Below are 14,135 nucleotides of genomic sequence, written 5' to 3'. Positions count from 1 at the left end.
CATATCAGTCCTACTCCGTTTTCCCTCCCATTTGTCCTTGTGGATAATTCCACGATTCTTTCAGTGCCCCAGGCTCATTTAAAATGTAAAACACCAATAAAATCCTTGACTTTAAAGGAAGCGAGGAAATTTTCGCGACTAAAGTTATCCCCAAAAACTGTGAATAACTTTGTGGAAAGAACATGAAAACTTATGATTCTCTTCCTTTTTTTAAGGTGATTAGAAATAAGTCTTTGTGGCCATTGATGTCTTTTGCCACATACATCTAAAAACTTCAATGATTAATGCGGTACATCACGGTGGGGCTGGCAACTGGAGGGAATAATTAAATCAAGCTTGGCTAAAATACCATGTATATCTCGTAGGAAGAGTATGCAGCCTTACCTCACTATAGTTTGGCTGCCTGACCGGGTTTAAGATCAATCAAGAGAACTAGGCTAGTAGAGCATCAATTTTGGCTGCGCAAATAAAATCATTGTGGGTTAAGCCATTTAGAGCGTGGGTCATGAAGCGCACATGGCAGTAGTTGTAACCCATTTCCAGATCAGGATGATGGTTTTCAGAATTGGCAATCCAGGCAATGGCATTTACAAAAGCCATCGTTTCATAAAAATTAGCAAAGCTAAACGAGCGCTTGATTTCCTTATGTCCTTGTTGCACTTCCCAGTTTGAATTTAATTGTGGCATTAAATTCTGGATTTGTTCGGCAGTTAAAGCCTGCCCAATGCCCTCGCAGGCTTCACAATGTTTTTGGCTCAAATCGGATTTCATCGCTATTCTCCTTTTAAATTAGACAGGCACCGGCCAAGAGTGTTAATAAACCGTCTATTTTGCTCTTTGGTTCCAATGGTTAGGCGTAAATGATGAGGTAAGCCATAGGCTTGCAATGGCCTTAAGATAATGCCCTCTTTTAACAATGCTTGATAAAGCATAGAAGCATCCATGCGGCAATCAAAACATATAAAATTTCCATAGGAAGGAAGGTAAGGTAGTTCGAGTGCTTCAAGGCCACGCTGCAATTCCTGCATGCCTTCCTGAGTACATTCCAGGGTATTGCGGATAAAATCCTCATCAGTAAGTGCGGCGCTGGCGGCTTGCAAAGCCGCCTGATTAATGGCAAATGGAAGCTGAACCTTCCACAGAAGTTCAGTAATGTCTGGGCAAGCAATTGCATAGCCTAACCTCAATCCGGCAAGGCCATAAACTTTAGAAAAAGTGCGGGTAATAATCAAGTTGGGAAATTTAGCCAATAAGGCTATGCCATTTGTTTCCTGGTAAGAAGAAGCATACTCATGGTAGGCTTCGTCCACAACAACAATGGTGCTTTCAGGGACTTGGGACAAAAGTCTTTCAATGTCATTGTATGCTGTAAAAATCCCTGTTGGATTGTTTGGATTAGCTAAAAACAGGATTGCCGTATTTCTTTGGCTTGCCTCAATCATTGCATCAATGTCCACTTGCCAATCCCGTTTCAAAGGAATTTTTTGAACGGGCACTCCTAAAGTTTGAGCCTGGATCTCATAGGAAATAAATGCTTTATCGTGAACAACAATTTGCTTACCAGAATGCAAAGCAAAGACAGTAATGAACAATGAAAACAGCAAATCCGAGCCGTTGCCAAGGGTAATCATGTGCTTGGGAATGCCTAGTTTATCACCCAATTGTTCCCTTAAGGGATGATTGATGGGCGATGGATAATTTGCAATATCGGTAAAGGATAAATTAGCCAAAGCTTCAGTTACTTTTTCACTGCATCCGTAAGGATTTTCGTTGCTGGCCATTTTTATAATGTTTGGAATGCCTTGCTCTTTTGCTAATTCTTCAATCGGCTTGCCTGGAATATATGGTTTTAAGGTTTGAATACCAAGATGGGGTAGCTGTTGATAATCACAAGACAACGGAGTCTCCTTGAGTCCGAAAGAATTTGATATTACCTAAGTAATGTAAAAAATAAAATGCAATCTATGATTTAGCAGGATTTTTGTTCGAAATTGCAAGACCTGAGAGCGGGCGATGCTAGAGGGCACAAATACGATAAGCTATTGGAAAATAAATTTTTTATATTAAAAATGAAATTAATCCAAGGATTTTCCTTCATTGAATTACTACTGACACTAAGCATCATCTCGGGCATTTCTTTGGCGTTATTGCAACAGCAAGTCCAAATTGAGCAATTGTTAAAACAGGCTTTGTATAGAGCTCAGGCCTCTTTGCTGCTTGATAATAATGCAGATCGACTAATGTCAGGTCAGTCTCTCAGCCATCCTGAAAAGCCCTTTAAGTTAACCATGACTAAAACCACAGCAGAAGTTCTGCTTAACCTAAATTGGGGTTTTTCAAAGCAATCAAATTGTTGCATGCTTCAGCGAAGCTTGGCTTTGGATTAATGATTCATCAAAGGGGGATTGGCTTAGTTGAACTGCTGTTAAGCCTGTTTTTAGCAAGCGTGTTAATCTGTCTTCTCATTGAACATTATATCAATGCTAAAAAGCACTATGAACAGGGAAATAAACGTCTTGAACAGGCTTATGAATTATCCATGCTCGAAGAGTTATTTAGAAAGAGCATACAACAGGCAGGGTTTAGTCCCTGCCTGAGCATGCCTTACCTCAATGCCAACAGCGGAGACCCAGGTGAAAAAATAAAATCCATTGAGATCACTGGAGGTCAGAATACCAACTTGCGTATCAATCGAATGAGTGAACATTTTAGCAGGGTTTTCCAAATGGCAAGTGATGAGCTGTGGATTATTCCCGGTGAGGACTATGAGAAAGATGAATGGATAATTATTGCTGATTGCTCTCACATGGAGGTTAAACAAATTGCTTCAATAGCCGCAAGCAATAATAAAAAATTAATTAGGTTAAAAAAACCATTACAATTCTCCTATACAATGCCCGTATACCTTGGGCAATGGATTTCAGAGCAATATTTTATAAAAAATAATACTTCTGGAGAAAATACACTGTATTATCAAAATGGAAGCCATAGCGAGGAGTTGAGTAGCATCGTTCAAAGCCTTTCTGTGGTTCCTATTGATCGGAGCAATGCTAATTTAATCCAGGTCAGTCTAGGTTTGAAACAAGAGCATGTGCTCCTTGAAATAAAAATTCGTGCCTCATGAAAGAAAGGGGGATTATTTTATTAAGCACGTTGCTCATGCTCTCGCTGTTGTCTCTGCTCATCATTTCCCATATGGGAAATTTTTTTTTATTTTACCGAAGCTTAAACCAATATATTTTAAAAAAAGAAATGTTTTATAAGCTGGAATTTCAAGCGGCTAAGTTAGCAAAAGGAAACTGGAAAATTGGGCAAGCCTGTGTTTTGGAGGAACAAGATCCCAATTCCATGATGAGCAAAGTAGCAGCACAAGGATGTTCGCTGGGAGACGAAGGCAGTAATTATTTCTATTTGATTGAACAGCTGGGCTTTTTCCCCTGTTTACAAAGTCAGTTGTCCAATCAAGCGGTCAGTACCAGGCATTTCAGGGTAAACATTCTAAGCAAAAAACCTTTTTTTGCTTTTTTGCAATTACGCGTCAGCCGCGCAATCCCTGTAGTGGAATGCCCTAGTCATTCGATTCAGAGAATAGCTTTGGGTATTTTAAGTTGGCGTTTTCTCGACAATTTCTCTTAGTTTCATCTTAAATGTTAATGTCTTGCGACATAATTTTAATTTCATTGTCTACATGACGCGCAATGACCAGAGTGTACTCAGGAACCTCAAGCCAGGTAGTTGTATCTTCAGTGAGGGGTTCTGAGGCAATAATGATGCTTGATTTTACTGGTCCCCATTTCATTTTATATTCATTATCATAATAGCCGTAACTGTCGCCATAGGTATACCAAAGCGAATGGTAGCCTGCATGCGTTAGGGATGCGCTTTTGGGGTGCCAGCCGTAATCGAGAACGAAACGGGTGGCGGCAATGAATTCCCCATTTGTGATAAACAAGTTAACGGGGGAATTGATTTTTATATTTCTTTTACTTCTTGCTCTTTGCACAATTTTTAATGTCTCAATGATGGCTCTTGCGATTTCTTCCGTTTCATAATTGCCTACAGGATTGGCTAATTGTGATAAAAAGATGGCATAGATCCATTCGCTATCGGTGGTTCCTGTAATGTCCTTCCTGAAATCAGGATTAATATACTCTAACAAGTCATAGCGCATCAGTGGAAAATTGCTGAGTGCGCCATTGTGAGCCAAGGCCACATTCGAACCTGGGAAAACAAAAGGATGTACATTCTGATTTGAAATAATCTGCCTCTCATGATAAGAAACCCCACGCAAATGCGCCACCAGACAATGAGGTGAAATTTTTGAGGCCAAATTTTTTAAATTTTCATCATAAAAAGGCAATTGTGGTGTTTTGTACACATGAGGGAATTTGGGATTATGCGAAGTATTATCCCAAGCAGCAATTCCAAAACCAGCTAAATTCAACAAGTGCGACATGTATTTGGGGTGATAGCTTTGTTTAATAAAGGAATTATCTGGCTTATAAAGCAATTCCTCGACCAAAATGGGTTTACCTAAATAAGATAATATTCTGCACATGATTTTTACCTATTATAGGCTTCAATATGAAGCCGGATATCCAGTTTATCGATGGATTTTTCTAAAGCGACCAGCGAGGTGCAAATTAAAGAATACAATTTATACCAAATTTGTGGCTTTTCGTTCTGTAGGTGTTCCAAAACTGTTCCAGAGAGCCTAAGCAGGATGGCTTGTTCACAGGTTGTAAACGTCACGGTATAGGAGGAATCACTATCGACACAAGCCACTCCCGCAAAGAGAGTGCCTGGACCAATAACCGATAATTTAGCCATTTTATTATCATGTACAATACTGGATTGCACAGCGCCATATACAACGATATAGCAGGAAGCTCTCTTTTCCCCTTCATGAATTAATTTGCAATCCTTATTAGCCTCAAGCAATTCCATGTGATTAAAAAGCTCATTCAGTTCGGCTTCAGTAAAAAATTGAAAGATTGGCTCTTGCCATAGCTGTTCTTTAACCACGCTTGCTTCTTCAAAACTGACCAGTTTTGGCTGATTGAAGGTATTAACAAATTTGGCAAATAATGACAAACTGGCCATCTCGGAATTTTTAATGCGGTCTGTTACTTCATCATGGATTCTTTTTAAGCGGCAACAAACCTGTCGCGACAAGGCATTTAAAATTTTATATTTAATAATTGGATAACAGGTGGTTAAAAGCTCAAAATAAGTATTATTTATCATTAAGCATTGCACCTCAGTTTTGGCTTGAGCTGAGGTAGGACAGGGTACTTTTTCAATAAAACTGATCTCACCTAAAAAATTACCCACACTTAAAGTTTCAATATTGGTTATTCCCTGCCCCAAGATTCTTGCTGTTACGTAAACTTCTCCATCAATGATGATGTATAGAAATTGGCTTTCTTTTCCTTGTCGCAAAATAACGTCATCGGGTTTGAATTCTGTAACCTGGCTGTGTTTTATTAGTACATCCAATTCATCCTGAGTGAGAAACTTTCCTATGTTGCTGCCTTCAAGCTTGAAGAGTAAGTCTTTTATTTCAGTAGGACTCTGCATGGTTAAGCAAAGGTTATTCATCATACTACCAGCTCCATCTATCCTATTGTAGTTATTCAAAATGATAGTAAAATTTAGGCTATATTAAAAAAATAGTACATTTTTTCGGTTAAATTCAAATAAATAGAAAAGCTGCATGAATTTGGCTGTAGGATTGGCATTATCAATGGCTAGAAATGAAATGGAAATACTCGTATTCAGCCCTTTGTTAAACGGCATGATTAAAGACAGTCCTCTACATAATAGACCTGGGGTTCTTGACCTGCATACATTCTGGTGATGCGTTTACCGTTCGTTTCAAATCGCAAAGCCTGCCGTTTTCCATCGGCTGAATAAGTAAAATAATGGCCTTTTTCTTCATAGCGGTGTGGCTCAATGTCCAATTTTCCCTGATATAAACTTCGCAGCTTGGTTTCACTATCGCCAATGTGAGCACCGGCTGTAGTAGAAATGGCAACTGTGTTCACGTTGATGCGAACGATCTGCCCATGGGAAATCATTAACGATAACCCTTTTATTCCCTTAATGGTTTCCGTGTAGCATTCATTGTTTTCATAGACGTCAGGTTTGTGTCTCGAGAGAGAAATACCTTTTATTTGTGCGGCTTCTTTAAGACTCATTCCAATTTTAAGGGGGCCTAAGCCTTCTGGTGATAGCTTCCATTGTTTAACACTCACCCCGATGGCTAATGCGGTATTAACAATGCCGACGATTAATAAAATTAATCCGAGCCGAGTTTTTAAGGCCATAATTACCCTCATGAAACGATGGTTAAGGTGATTATTAGACCATCGTTTCAGGGCAGGATCAATTAAGCATCTCTGGCTTTATACTTATAGGGGGCGTAGACAGGTTTCCAAATATGGCTGCGAATACACTGCTCAATCTGCTCGTCACTCATACTCTCGGCCAAATTGGATTTAACCGCCTCTTTAGCTACCGCAAAAGCAACTTGGTAAGAAACCTCTCGTACTTCAGTCAGCGGGGGTAGTAGATTGGCTTTCGGATCTGTTTTGGCCGGTGAGCAAGAGGCCAAGGCTTTAGCGGCAACCATGAACATTTTGTCCGTCACTCGTTTCGCCTGGACTGAAATCAGACCAAGGCCCATTCCAGGGAAAATGTAAACATTATTGGTTTGATCCACGCGAAACATTTTCCCGTCTTTGACAATACTGCCAAAGGGGCTGCCAGTACCAATTACAGCACGGTTATCCGTCCATAACATCAGGTCGGCCGGTACTGCTTCACTGTGGGTGATGGGATTGGATAAAGGCATAATAATGGGTTGTTTAACGTGTTTTGCCATTTCTCTGACAATGGTTTCGGTAAATAACCCTGGCTGACCTGACACTCCAACCAGTGCGTTGGGATGAACATTTTTTATGACATCTTTGAGACTTATCATATTGCCGGATTCGCATTTCCAGTGAGCAACCACTTCCCTGGATTGCAGCAGCTTTTGCTGAAAAGGCAGTAAGTCTTTCATTCCCTCAACCAGTAAACCATTTCTGTCAATCATATATACGCGAGAGCGGGCTTCTTTTTCAGAAATCCCATCTTCAACCATTGCATGAATGATCAATTCAGCAATTCCACACCCTGCTGAGCCTGCACCTACGATTACAATTCGTTGTTCCTTAAGCTGGATACCTGTTACCTGAACAGCGGAAAGGAGGGTGCCTGTTGCAATGGCTGCGGTACCTTGAACATCATCATTAAAGGTACAAAGTTCATCTCGATAGCGATCCAGTAAACGGGTGGCATTTTGCAAAGCAAAATCTTCCCATTGCAAAAGGATATGTGGAAAACGTTTCTTTAAAGCCTGAATAAATGCTTCAATGAAGTCATCGTAGTCCTGGCCTCGAATTCTTTCATGACGCCAACCAATGTACAAAGGGTCAACCCTTAACTCATCGTTATTTGTTCCGGTATCAAGCAATACTGGTAATGTTTGAGAAGGATGAATTCCTGAGCAAGCGCAATATAAAGCCAACTTCCCAATTGGAATACCCATACCACCAGCACCTTGATCCCCTAACCCTAAAATGCGCTCACCATCCGAAACCACAATGGCTTTAACTTGATCAAAGCGGGGGTTCGCCAGGATTTTATCAATACGGTCACGGTCAGGATAGGAAATAAAAACCCCGCGGGGCCTCCGATAAATGTGGCTAAATTGCAGACAGGCATCACCTACGATGGGGGTATAAACAATGGGCATAATTTCGGTGATATGCTCGCAAAGCAGACTATAATAAAGCGTTTCATTTGAATCTTGTAGATCACGCAAGTAGATGTATTTTTCCAGTTCGCTAGGTTTGCTTTTAAATGCAGCATAGGAGCGAGCCCGTTGTTCTGAAATATTGCTTACTTCAGGAGGAATAAGGCCAAATAAACCAAACTCTTCGCGTTCTTTATGGCTAAAGCCAGTACCTTTATTGAGAATGCTATTGAGAATAAGAGGATAATCCTTAACGTATACTTCGAAATACAGCTGGCCGTTTTCGTCAATCTTGCTTTCATAATCCATATTCGCTCCTCCTGGCTGTCTAATAGCATTATAGCCAAATTGTTTTTAAAATATGGAGCAATTTGGAGCCAATGATCATGCCTGCCTACGGCTGACCTCTGGCCCCTGCATCGCATAAGTTATTTAAGAAATCGTACACTGCGACAGAGTTTCCCTGAGTGTCGCTGCTAGTGGCGGATGGTCTGGCACAGAGCAAGCAACACCTAAATCTAAGTAGTTCTGATGAATTTGCTCGACGTATCTTTTAAGTCCCACATGACCACCAGAATAATCCCAGGCGCCAATATCAAAACCAAGGCCTGTCGAGGAAAGCAGAGGAAACCAGGTACTCTTTTCAAATATTAAAGTACGCAAAAAAGGTTTTGTTCCTTCGATGAGAGTATCGAGTCTCTGGCAATAGCCCTGCGCGTAGTAGGCTGGAAGAAAACGCTGAGTAAAGCCAATAACCTGACTGAAGAGTAAATAAAGTTGGTTCCCCGACCAAAGATAAAATTGTTCATCGTAGATTTTTAATGATTCAATTAAGTGCTGCGGATTAAAAAATGTTTCCTTCATCGATAGGGCGGTAAAATTTTCTCTAAAGACCTTTATTGCCTGACCCAGGGGGGATGTGAAGTCAAATGGGTTATCCAATAAAGCCAGTATGTCTTTGTTCGGGCTTTTAGTGATGATTTGAATCAGCGCACTGAAATCATAGGGTTTCTGCTTAGGTAATCCATTGGGGAATAGTTTTTTAAATTGTCTCGCTTTTTTAGCCAGTCCATCTGGAATTGTGTCAAAATAAGGCTCCATTTTTTTCCACAAAACCACGTCGTGGGAGAGTAAGGCGGCTTGAAAGGGGGTGACCTCTCTGAAAATACGGCCGGAGTAATCCATGGCCGTGGCTCTGGTACTTAGCCTATCGGGACAAGTTTCTATCATAGACAGAGCCTCTTTTTCTTCACCGCGAAGAATATGGCTGTTTAGCTTTGCAACTGCTGCTTTTTCTTTTTTAAAGTCATCTTTAAAGAATTGACAAAATTTTGATGAGGTTAGGGATAACCGGGCCTTGGATACATTACTCAGAAAGCAATTCATATGCATCATAAACACTTCTGGGGGGAGGTCAGAAAGTACAAGTGACGATGAATTGGAAATATCATCCATTTTAATGCTGGAAGTACCTTCATCAACCTCATGCTCTTTACTGTGGACTGTCTCGGTTATGCTTTTTTTACGATTCATTCTTCTGTTAAAAAACACCTGAATAAGTTTATTATTAATTTAATCACTGCAGATTGCACATGCTGAAGTATGGTCATGGAAAAAATTAATTTGATATGGACATTTAAACTTAAAGCACGCTAGATACCGATTTAGCGTGCAAGATGGCTTGAATTTTGCCTTAGTCTTGCTATGGATTTAAAGCTAAAAAATTAGGTAAGGTGAAAATGATTGTAGAATATCGAAAAGGTTGTTCTACTAAAATGCTGGTGTAACAGGGATGTCGTTCATGATTCGAGAACGTTTAGCATCGTTTCAGTATTGGCCCCATGTAATAACAATAAGCCTCCTACTCTTGGCGTATGGAGGCTATCGTTATTTTGCCTATTATTTCACCTGGTCAAATGATGCCTACGTGTCCGCTAACATCGTCAATATGGCTTCTCAGGTTGCAGGACCCATTAGCGATATTTATGTCGTTGAAAACCAGACGGTTAAAAAGGGGCAACGGCTTATTGACATTGATCCAAGGCCTTATAAATACGCCATGGATAAGGCATTAGCCGATTTAAATGTCGCCAAGCTTAATTATAAAAATGAAAAACTGGCCATTGAGGTTGCAAAGGAAAAACTGCAACAAAACCTCTCTTTGGTTTCTTTGAGTCGCGACCATTATCAACGCTATCAAAAATTATTAAAACAAGGAGCGTTGCCTGAAATTCAGGTCATAAACATCGAAGCCAAAATTAAAGAACAGGAAGCCATGGTGTTGGCAGCCGCGCAAGAATTACGAATTGCCGAACAAAATTTCGACAACAACGCAGTGCTTGCGGCGCAGGCGAAATACAACAAAGCGAAATATCTATACGACCAAACAAGAATTGTGGCACCTGCGGATGGATATATTACTAACTTCAACTTGAGGAAGGGACAATATATAAAAGTCGGCGAGGGCTTATTTGCCCTTGTTGAAACCAGGCAGTGGTGGGTAGAAACTCGATATCGTGAAACCGCAATTCGTTTGATTCAACCAGGGGATAAAGTAAGAATTACCATTGATATGTATCCTGGTAAAGTGTTTCATGGGCATGTGAACAGCATTGGCTGGGGAATAAATCGAGTGCAAGCAGGGCAAGTTGCACCTTCAACACTGGCTTATCTTGAAGCCACAGAGGATTGGATTAAAATTGCTCAGCGCTTTCCCGTTCGTATATACATTGATGATCCAAGCCCAGAGTATCCTTTAAGAATTGGGGCAAGCGCCACTACCCTTACATATTCCAAGAGGTAAATAAGAATTTTAAGAACCATTACTTCCAATACCATTGAAAATCGAGCGGCGTTACGCACTGCAATTGCAACGGTTAGCGCCATCCTGCTTGCTTTTGCCTTTCATCTTGACAAGCCTTATTGGGCGGGAATGACCGTTGTTATTGTAGCTAATTTATACGTGGGCAGTATCATTGATAAAGCGATCCTTAGAATTGTCGGTACAATCATCGGAGTGTGGATTGGCTATATTTTAGCAAGTATGGTGGCGGACAGTTTTTTTCTTTATCTGACGGTCAATTTGCTGTTAATCACTGTCGCTGTCTACTATTACAACTTCAGTTCCTATGCCTATGCCTTTTTGCTAGGAGCTCTTGGTGCATTCATCGTCATTGCGCAATTGGCTATTAATCCTCAAGATGCATTCTACGTGGCAGTCTGGCGACCTATTGAAATTGGACTTGGGGTTATTGTTTCTGCTGCCGCTGCTTTTTGTCTTTTCCCTAATACCATTCGTGACAATGTCAATAAGGAAGTTTCAGGGATTTTTAACTCCTTTCGCATGCTTTTAAATCACCTGGAACAATCTTTGACGACTGGAGTTCCTTCTTTAGGGGATGTGGAAAAGGAAAACCTGCAGTGGAAAAAAACAATCAAAAAAACCACTGAACTGTTAGGATTCATGCGACGTGAATTTAGCATCAGTCGGGAAAGAATTGATCAATTTCGCGTATTGCTGGAATTGTTCTTTGAATTGGCTCGCGGCATCAGTTATTTCAATGTTTCCTATCATTCTTCCCAAGACATTTTAACTTCACAGGGGGACATTCAACAGATTTTTTCGGCCCTCCAACAGGATCTGACTACTTTGGAAAGGGCTTTTTACAGTGAGCTTAAGCAAGCCGAATTTCTGAGAGGTGCTGAAGCACTTGATGCTTTTCGTTTAAAAATTGAGAACGATGAGGGACTTAAAACAGGATCGAAAGCGTTTTTACATCTCTTGTCTTTAGTCGAACAGATAAATAGGACATTTCAGAATCTGGAAAATATTTTCATCAAACATGAGCAGTTAAATAACACAGAAAAAAAACTAATCAGCAGTCAACAATTGCTAAGCAGTGATCCGGAGATCATTAAGCACAGCATTAAAGCGGGGTTGGCGGCGATACTTGCCTTGGTATTTTGGATAATCAGCGATTGGCCAGGCGGATTAAACGGCATTATCAGCAGCATTGTTATTTCAATCCGCAAAGATCTCTTTGAAATGAAAAACATCAGCCTCTATCGAACCTTAGGCTGCTTGCTTGGCGGGTTTGTCGCGCTATTTCCCTTGCTGTTTTTCTCCCTCAACCTGTATGCCTTATTGTTTATACTTTTCTTTCCAGTTTGGGCTTTCAGTTATTTAACGTTTAAATCAAAAAAGTACAGCTACATAGGCCTGCAGGCTAATATAGCTCTGGTTATTTGTCTGGCCCAGGCCGGAGGGCCACCCACTGAGTTGTGGCCGCCTTTGGAGCGATTTGGCGGTATTTTAATTGGAATTTTTGCAAGCTTTCTGGTTGCGAATGTGCTTTGGAGAGCCCATCCACTTACCCTCTTTAGTAAAAACATTAAAAAAATATATGGCTATTTGTCTACAAACATGAAGAATTTATTTACAGGCGAAGGCAGCTTGTACGATTTAACCAATGTGTTTTGGCTGACCCGGAATTTAATGGAGTCTTTGCAAGAGGAACATTTTAAAGCAAGCCAACAGGCAATATTTGATGAAAACCAGAAGCATTATACGAAGTTGACTGTTCTTCAGGCCACTCTAACCCAAATTTATAATAATATTGATATTTCAAAAGCCCATCAATACGCACAAACCATTGAAGCGGAAAAACAAGTGCTTGCCATTGAACAAGGCCTAATAGCACTGTATCAGGAACATAACTTAAGCCATTTGGCTGAAGGAATTGAACAAATTAATCAGCATCTGTCGCAGATCAATTTAGCATTGGTTTTTGAGGATCATTCCATGGAAGCGGAACAGTTTATTAGATATTTCAAAACCTTTAAACAATTGTTAATTTTGCGTTCGGAGTTATTGCTTTAGCTGAGAAAGTATTGCACTTTCCCAGCTTCAGAATTTATATGTGGGATTCCAAACGTGGTTCTTCTGGCGGTTGATGAAGATGGGCTTGCCCAAATTCTTGTTTCAACCCTTGAATAAATTTTTGAGTGCTTGTTTGTTCATTACGGAATTCAGCTCGAAAAATATTTCTGTGTTGTGAAAGAACTTTCGCAATTGGGACTGTTTCATTGGACCGTCTGTCCATGAATTTCAAGGATTTTTCCCAATCCTCAATGACGTCCTTAATGCTTATGGGCTCACCTCTTTGGTAAGCTTCATGTAAATTGCTCTTCAACATTTCCAAGGCTTTGACTTTTGCGTCAGAGCTGGTTAGAAAAATATTCCAGTTTGTTTTGTTTAAGGCTTCAATGTGTTGATCAATTCTACTTTCTATGGTTTTTATGATCTTGTATTCAGGATCATTGCTGAGATGCTGTTCAATAATATCATCGTAATAACTAACTGGATGGCTATCATTCCTTACTGCAATGCTGCTAACAGCTATAGCAGGGTTAACCCTTTCCTTGTACTGCCCAATTGCCTGAAGAACATTTTCATTGTCATCAGCCACGATCACACTCTTTGCCCAGTCAGGTTTATGTCGGAGGAATACATCAAGCATTAAGGCTTTGGTGTGTGCGAAATTTTGCCTTTCCGCATGACAGTCCCCTAATACTTTACCAAAGGAGCTTCGCTCAAACATTTCATCAGGTAGAGGAGTTGTTTCATCAGCTTCTGCAGGAATTCTATTATAGGCTTCTACCGCATGCCTAAAGCTGATACCCGGTTCACAGCTGTCCGCTGAATAAGTCATTACATCTTGAATAAAAGGGATTTCTTCCTGTTTGGATTTCAAAAAATCATCGAATGGTTTGCCGAGGAATTTTCCTTTATAGCCACCCTCTATAATGGCTGAATTCAGCGTGGCGGTATTTTCTGCCGACATATGCGACCATACCAAATCCATGGGTGTAATCACGCCATGGACTGTGAAACCCTGAGCTTGCAGCCGCTGCACAAGCTTTACTCGGTCTTCAACTTCAAGTTTTCTAAATCGCATGTCGGTAAAAAGATAGACATCCTGAATGCCATTCTTTTTAAGGGAATTTAATAAATTTTCATTAAATGTATCGTCAAACAACAAGGTATGATCAACGTCTAGAAGTGCTACAGGTCTACCCATGGTTTTATCTCAAAACTTGGCTGTATATCTACTATAAACGAAAATTCTTAAGGTAAGCTTAGGGAAGGCCATGAAATTGTTTAAAAAAATTAGCAGAAAAGAATACAAAAATTCAATTATCTAGGAATAAATCCTGTGTAGGTAATTTAATTTATTTAAATGTAAATTCAAATTTAAAGAGTAAAACTCAAAATAAAAAGTCTGAATTTTTCTAAAGAGTGCCTTAACATCCATGCAAGACCTTTTACAATTTC

The 14,135-nt window shown here is 40.1% G+C and carries 13 protein-coding genes; 5 read left to right on the top strand and 8 right to left on the bottom strand.

Annotated features, from left to right (window positions below; genetic code table 11):
* Positions 1–432: 432 nt before the first annotated feature.
* Together EL203_RS09970 and hisC are read right to left on the bottom strand one after the other, a co-directional pair.
* Positions 433–771: a 4a-hydroxytetrahydrobiopterin dehydratase gene (locus tag EL203_RS09970; protein WP_058472125.1), complete on the bottom strand. Its 339-nt coding sequence runs from the start codon at positions 769–771 to the stop codon at positions 433–435.
* A gap of 2 nt (positions 772–773) precedes the next feature.
* Entirely contained in the window at positions 774–1,898 is a 1,125-nt protein-coding gene (hisC, locus tag EL203_RS09965) for a histidinol-phosphate transaminase (RefSeq protein WP_058472126.1), read from the bottom strand.
* 171 nt (positions 1,899–2,069) lie between these two features.
* Between hisC and EL203_RS09960 the strand changes: the two genes are divergently transcribed.
* The 3 genes from EL203_RS09960 to EL203_RS09950 are packed head-to-tail and all read left to right on the top strand — an operon-like array spanning position 2,070 to position 3,636.
* Complete coding sequence (locus EL203_RS09960; RefSeq protein WP_126320117.1) at positions 2,070–2,387, top strand: type IV pilus modification PilV family protein; 318 nt, start codon at positions 2,070–2,072, stop codon at positions 2,385–2,387.
* Positions 2,387–3,124 (top strand): hypothetical protein, encoded by a 738-nt coding sequence (locus EL203_RS09955; RefSeq protein WP_058472128.1) that lies wholly within the window; start codon positions 2,387–2,389, stop codon positions 3,122–3,124. The genes EL203_RS09960 and EL203_RS09955 overlap by 1 nt, the downstream gene beginning before the upstream one ends.
* Positions 3,121–3,636 (top strand): hypothetical protein, encoded by a 516-nt coding sequence (locus EL203_RS09950; protein ID WP_058472129.1) that lies wholly within the window; start codon positions 3,121–3,123, stop codon positions 3,634–3,636. Before EL203_RS09955 ends, EL203_RS09950 begins: the two co-directional genes overlap by 4 nt.
* A gap of 7 nt (positions 3,637–3,643) precedes the next feature.
* Here EL203_RS09950 and EL203_RS09945 read toward each other — a convergent pair whose 3' ends face one another.
* The 5 genes from EL203_RS09945 to EL203_RS09925 form a co-directional block, all read right to left on the bottom strand.
* Entirely contained in the window at positions 3,644–4,558 is a 915-nt protein-coding gene (locus EL203_RS09945; RefSeq protein WP_058472130.1) for a class II glutamine amidotransferase, read from the bottom strand.
* A 5-nt stretch (positions 4,559–4,563) separates the two neighbouring features.
* Positions 4,564–5,604: a cyclic nucleotide-binding domain-containing protein gene (locus EL203_RS09940; RefSeq protein WP_058472131.1), complete on the bottom strand. Its 1,041-nt coding sequence runs from the start codon at positions 5,602–5,604 to the stop codon at positions 4,564–4,566.
* Between the two features lie 197 nt (positions 5,605–5,801).
* Positions 5,802–6,329 carry a hypothetical protein gene (locus EL203_RS09935; protein ID WP_058472132.1) on the bottom strand — a complete coding sequence of 176 codons (528 nt, stop codon included), beginning with the start codon at positions 6,327–6,329 and terminating at the stop codon, positions 5,802–5,804.
* Positions 6,330–6,391: 62 nt separating this feature from the next.
* A complete protein-coding gene (locus tag EL203_RS09930; RefSeq protein ID WP_082647204.1) occupies positions 6,392–8,110 on the bottom strand; it encodes an NAD-dependent malic enzyme in 1,719 nt (572 codons plus the stop codon).
* A 123-nt stretch (positions 8,111–8,233) separates the two neighbouring features.
* Positions 8,234–9,334: a hypothetical protein gene (locus EL203_RS09925; protein WP_058472134.1), complete on the bottom strand. Its 1,101-nt coding sequence runs from the start codon at positions 9,332–9,334 to the stop codon at positions 8,234–8,236.
* 268 nt (positions 9,335–9,602) lie between these two features.
* Here EL203_RS09925 and EL203_RS09920 point away from each other — a divergent pair, with 268 nt between their 5' ends.
* Both EL203_RS09920 and EL203_RS09915 read left to right on the top strand, forming a co-directional pair.
* Positions 9,603–10,604, top strand: coding sequence for an HlyD family secretion protein (locus EL203_RS09920; RefSeq protein WP_058472135.1), 1,002 nt, complete (start codon positions 9,603–9,605; stop codon positions 10,602–10,604).
* Positions 10,605–12,680 (top strand): FUSC family protein, encoded by a 2,076-nt coding sequence (locus EL203_RS09915; protein WP_082647205.1) that lies wholly within the window; start codon positions 10,605–10,607, stop codon positions 12,678–12,680. It begins immediately after the preceding gene.
* 34 nt (positions 12,681–12,714) lie between these two features.
* On the opposite strand, the gene EL203_RS09910 is transcribed toward EL203_RS09915, so the two are convergent.
* The gene (locus EL203_RS09910; RefSeq protein ID WP_058472137.1) at positions 12,715–13,881 is read right to left on the bottom strand and encodes a hypothetical protein; all 1,167 of its coding nucleotides are present in this window, start codon (positions 13,879–13,881) and stop codon (positions 12,715–12,717) included.
* Positions 13,882–14,135 lie beyond the last annotated feature (254 nt).

Origin of the sequence: Legionella jordanis, from assembly GCF_900637635.1 — a bacterium.
GTDB lineage: Bacteria > Pseudomonadota > Gammaproteobacteria > Legionellales > Legionellaceae > Tatlockia > Tatlockia jordanis.
The sequence above is the reverse complement of the archived record's forward strand: the minus strand, read 5'-3'. Positions and strand labels throughout refer to the sequence as shown.

Excerpts from the sequence above, each read along its gene's own strand:
- EL203_RS09970 (WP_058472125.1), bottom strand. The coding sequence starts at position 771 with ATGAAATCCGATTTGAGCCAAAAACATTGTGAAGCCTGCGAGGGCATT.
- EL203_RS09960 (WP_126320117.1), top strand. The coding sequence starts at position 2,070 with ATGAAATTAATCCAAGGATTTTCCTTCATTGAATTACTACTGACACTA.
- EL203_RS09955 (WP_058472128.1), top strand. The coding sequence starts at position 2,387 with ATGATTCATCAAAGGGGGATTGGCTTAGTTGAACTGCTGTTAAGCCTG.
- EL203_RS09950 (WP_058472129.1), top strand. The coding sequence starts at position 3,121 with ATGAAAGAAAGGGGGATTATTTTATTAAGCACGTTGCTCATGCTCTCG.
- EL203_RS09945 (WP_058472130.1), bottom strand. The coding sequence starts at position 4,558 with ATGTGCAGAATATTATCTTATTTAGGTAAACCCATTTTGGTCGAGGAA.
- EL203_RS09940 (WP_058472131.1), bottom strand. The coding sequence starts at position 5,604 with ATGATGAATAACCTTTGCTTAACCATGCAGAGTCCTACTGAAATAAAA.
- EL203_RS09935 (WP_058472132.1), bottom strand. The coding sequence starts at position 6,329 with ATGGCCTTAAAAACTCGGCTCGGATTAATTTTATTAATCGTCGGCATT.
- EL203_RS09930 (WP_082647204.1), bottom strand. The coding sequence starts at position 8,110 with ATGGATTATGAAAGCAAGATTGACGAAAACGGCCAGCTGTATTTCGAA.
- EL203_RS09925 (WP_058472134.1), bottom strand. The coding sequence starts at position 9,334 with ATGAATCGTAAAAAAAGCATAACCGAGACAGTCCACAGTAAAGAGCAT.
- EL203_RS09920 (WP_058472135.1), top strand. The coding sequence starts at position 9,603 with ATGATTCGAGAACGTTTAGCATCGTTTCAGTATTGGCCCCATGTAATA.
- EL203_RS09910 (WP_058472137.1), bottom strand. The coding sequence starts at position 13,881 with ATGGGTAGACCTGTAGCACTTCTAGACGTTGATCATACCTTGTTGTTT.